The 3,489-nt window shown below is 62.1% G+C and carries 1 protein-coding gene and 1 pseudogene; one reads left to right on the forward strand and one right to left on the reverse strand.

Annotated features, from left to right (window positions below):
• Positions 1 to 403 precede the first annotated feature (403 nt).
• A pseudogene (locus tag ASG92_RS24555) lies at positions 404 to 1,392 on the reverse strand (IS110 family transposase); the annotation flags it as partial.
• Positions 1,393 to 2,237: 845 nt separating this feature from the next.
• On the opposite strand from ASG92_RS24555, the gene ASG92_RS24560 reads away from it, so the two are divergent.
• Entirely contained in the window at positions 2,238 to 2,801 is a 564-nt protein-coding gene (locus ASG92_RS24560) for a YceI family protein (protein ID WP_056634843.1), read from the forward strand.
• Positions 2,802 to 3,489 lie beyond the last annotated feature (688 nt).

Here is a 3,489-nt window from a genome sequence, read left to right on the forward strand (position 1 = left end):
CCAACCCACGATGCGGAGTCTGTGTGGTGTCAGGGGATTGATCGTTGAGCCAGGTTTCGTAGCGTTTATGGAAGTCGTTGTCGTGGGTGAGTCCGCGTTCCAGGCGGGACAGCGCGGTCGGCCAGACGTGCAGGGCGTCGGCGGCTTGCTGGAGGGTCAGCCGCTTGGCTGTCCGCACCGTCCGCAGGGGTCCGGGGTCCGGGGCGGGGTGCGGGTGGAGGAGTTGGTCGTAGATTTCCCGGGCGACGTAGCGTTTGAGGCAGCGCATGATTTCCTTGGTGCTCTTTCCTTCCTGTCGTCTCTTGGCCACGTAGCTGCGGGTTCGGCTGTCGTAGCGCATCCTTACGAGGACCACGCGGTGGATGGCCTTGTTGGCCTGCCGGTCACCTGCCCGGCTGAGCCNTTTCCTTCCTGTCGTCTCTTGGCCACGTAGCTGCGGGTTCGGCTGTCGTAGCGCATCCTTACGAGGACCACGCGGTGGATGGCCTTGTTGGCCTGCCGGTCACCTGCCCGGCTGAGCCGGTGCCGGGAGGTCTTTCCCGATGATGCGGGGATCGGGGCGACGCCGACGAGGGCGGCGAACTTCGCCTCCGTGGTGACTCGCTCGGGGTTGTCTCCYACGGTGACCAGGAGTTGGCTGGCGACGTCGGTGCCTACGCCGTGAAGATCGCGCAGCATCGGTGCGTGGAGGGTGAGGATGGCGTCGAGTTCGGCGTCGACCAGTGCCGGCTCTTGGTGCAGGTGCCGGTAGCGGACGGCGAGTCGTTTCAGCACCGTAGCGGTGCTGGCCAGCGGCTCGGAGGGCGCTCCCGCGGGTCGTGTCTTCTCCAGGGCGGCCATCAAGGCCGGGCTCGTCATGGCTCGGTACCTGGCGCGGAGGGTCTCCGGCGCGGTTATCAGGATCGCCTTGACCTGGGCCATCACGGCGACCCGGGCCCGCATCGCCGTGGCGCGCTCGGCGCGCAGCACGCGCAGGGATTCCACCGCTCCGTCCCGGGATTTCGGGGTGGCGCTGGCGTGGCCGGCGAGCACGGATTCGGCGGCCTGGTAGGCATCGAGCGGGTCGGATTTTCCCTGCAGCCGGCGCGCCTGCCGGTTCGGGCGCGTCACCTCCACGACGTGGATGCCCTGGTGGGCGAGCACGCGGGAGAGTTCGGCGCCGTAGCTGCCGGTTCCTTCCACGCCGACGGCGAGGAGCGTACCGAAGCGGGTCAAGAAGTCGATGATCCCTCGGTAGCCGGATCCCGCTGCACTGAACTCCCTGTCGGCCAGGTGCCGGCCGGTGTCGGTGATGATGGCGACGTGGTGGGTATCAGAATGGGTGTCGATCCCGGCGATGACTTTAAGCTGTTCCTTTGCCATGATGAAAACTGCCCTGGTCTTTCGTTGCATGCGATGAGAAAGGGGCACGCCGGCCGGGTGGGCAGACAAGACAGTAATGGGACTCTTCGGAACAGGCTCCTATGAGGTCATGTCCATCTGGCCGCCGCGTTTACTGCAGCTGTGTTGCCGTGGACAGATCAATGTCAAGACAAACCCCAAGGCGAGGGGCGTCAGCCACACTTGGAGCCACACCGCAACACAGCCAATTCCATCATTACTGTCCACACTTTGGGCCTCGGACTGGCTCGTATATCGGTCGGATCGGGTCGGATTCCGCATGTTTCCAGGAGAGTCCAGTGTCTGCAAGGTCCGGAATGCAGTTCGAGTCCCACCTCGGGCACAGCATTCCCCCTCGTCAGAGGGGGTTTTGCTTTAACGTGTGGACATTGACCCTCCGCGGGTCCCTCTGACACTGGCCGCGGTCTGTGCCTGGCGCCGCGGTCGCATATTCGACTGTCGGTGGCGAGATCAGAGCCCTGGCTGGTGGTCCTTCCGCCTGCTGGGATGTGGGGTCATTCGGGTCTCCTTTCTGGCTTGCTCTGTGGATGTGGTTGGTCATTCATTATTCATGCCGTGTGGTTGTGGTGTTGACTTGACCGGCTGGAAATTTCTTGGAGGTTTTTTGTTCCGGTTCGCTCCTTCCTGTGAGCCGGGGGAGAAGTTGGCGCGCTTTTGTCCGGCCAAAGGTGGCGTGGACATTGTCGACACCCGTGTACACGTGATGCCGTAGAACATCGGTGAGTTTGTGTTACGCATGGGGCGGAAGTTAATGTCCCAGGGTGCCGGTCTGATACTGTTGCTACACCTTTCCGCAGCACAGTCCCTGTGCCGGCACGCCTGCACAGGAGCATTCCATGGTTGAAATCTTGTCGGACTTTTCGGGTGAGTGGCGCTTTGACCCCACCCACACCCGCATCGGTTTCTCAACGCGCCACGCAATGGTGACCAAAGTGCGCGGGGCGTTCAACGACGTTGAGGGCGCCATCCACGTCAATGCCGAAAACCCTGAGCAGTCGTCGGCACGGATGACCATCAAGGTGGCCAGCATCGACACTCGCAATGCGGACCGCGACCAGCACCTGCGTACTAACGAATTCTTTGACGCACCGCAGTTTCCGGAGATCACGTTCTCCAGCAACCGGGTGGACCAGGTCGACGACGGCCACTTCATCGTTGGCGGTGACGTCACCATCCGCGGAGTCACCAAGGACATCGCCATCCCGCTGGACTTCATCGGCGTCGAACGTGACCCCATGGGTAATCTCCGGGCGGGCTTTGAAGGCTCACGCCGGATTGACCGGCAGGACTTCGGTCTCACATGGAATGCGGCTCTTGACTCCGGCGGGGTCCTTATCTCGGACAAGATCACCCTTGAATTCGAAATCTCCGCCGTGAAAGTCGAAGAACCGGCGGCCTGACACCCGCCGCACCGGAATCGCCGGACGCCAGTTCCAAGCAGCCGGCTGCACCGTGCTCGGCGTCGGGTTCGGGCGGGTCAGTGTCGTGCTGCTGCCAGTTCCGACGGACTGGGATTGCCGGCCGCGAAGGCGAAGAAGGGTGTGCACAATGTGCACACCATAGGCTTCGGATCGGGTCGTACCGGGGCCGGACTGGACCGGATTCCGCATGTTTCCGGGGGAGCCCAGTGTTCGCAAGGGCTGGAATGCAGTTCGAGTCCCACCTCGGGCACAGCATATCCCCTCGTCATTGGGGTTTTCGCCTTAAAGGCCTGTACCTGGTTCCCTCTGACGCGGGTCCGAGACTTTGCGGCGTCTCGGTGGCCTGTTCAGTTGTCTGGGCTGGCGGTCAGGTGTCCTGGCTGCAGACCCTGCGCTTGCTGGGATGTGAGATTATTGGTGCCTCCTTTTCTCGATGGCTTGGCGGCCGGTTTTGGTCGTACATCTGTTCATGGAGTGGCCGGGTTGGGACGACATGACTGACAGGAATAATTTCAAGAAATTCCTGGCTTCCTCGGTGGCGGGACTTCAATGGCAACTCTTTAGGTGTTGACAGTAATGATGGAATTGGCTGTGTTGCGGTGTGGCTCTAAGTGTTGCTGACGCCCCCTTTGGGTTTGTCTTTACATTGATCTGTCCACGGCAACAC

The sequence above is a fragment of the Arthrobacter sp. Soil736 genome (assembly GCF_001428005.1).
In the GTDB taxonomy this organism is placed as follows: Bacteria; Actinomycetota; Actinomycetes; order Actinomycetales; family Micrococcaceae; genus Arthrobacter.

Bases quoted from the DNA above. Each gene is read 5' to 3' on its own strand.
- ASG92_RS24560 (WP_056634843.1), top strand. From the start codon at position 2,238: ATGGTTGAAATCTTGTCGGACTTTTCGGGTGAGTGGCGCTTTGACCCC.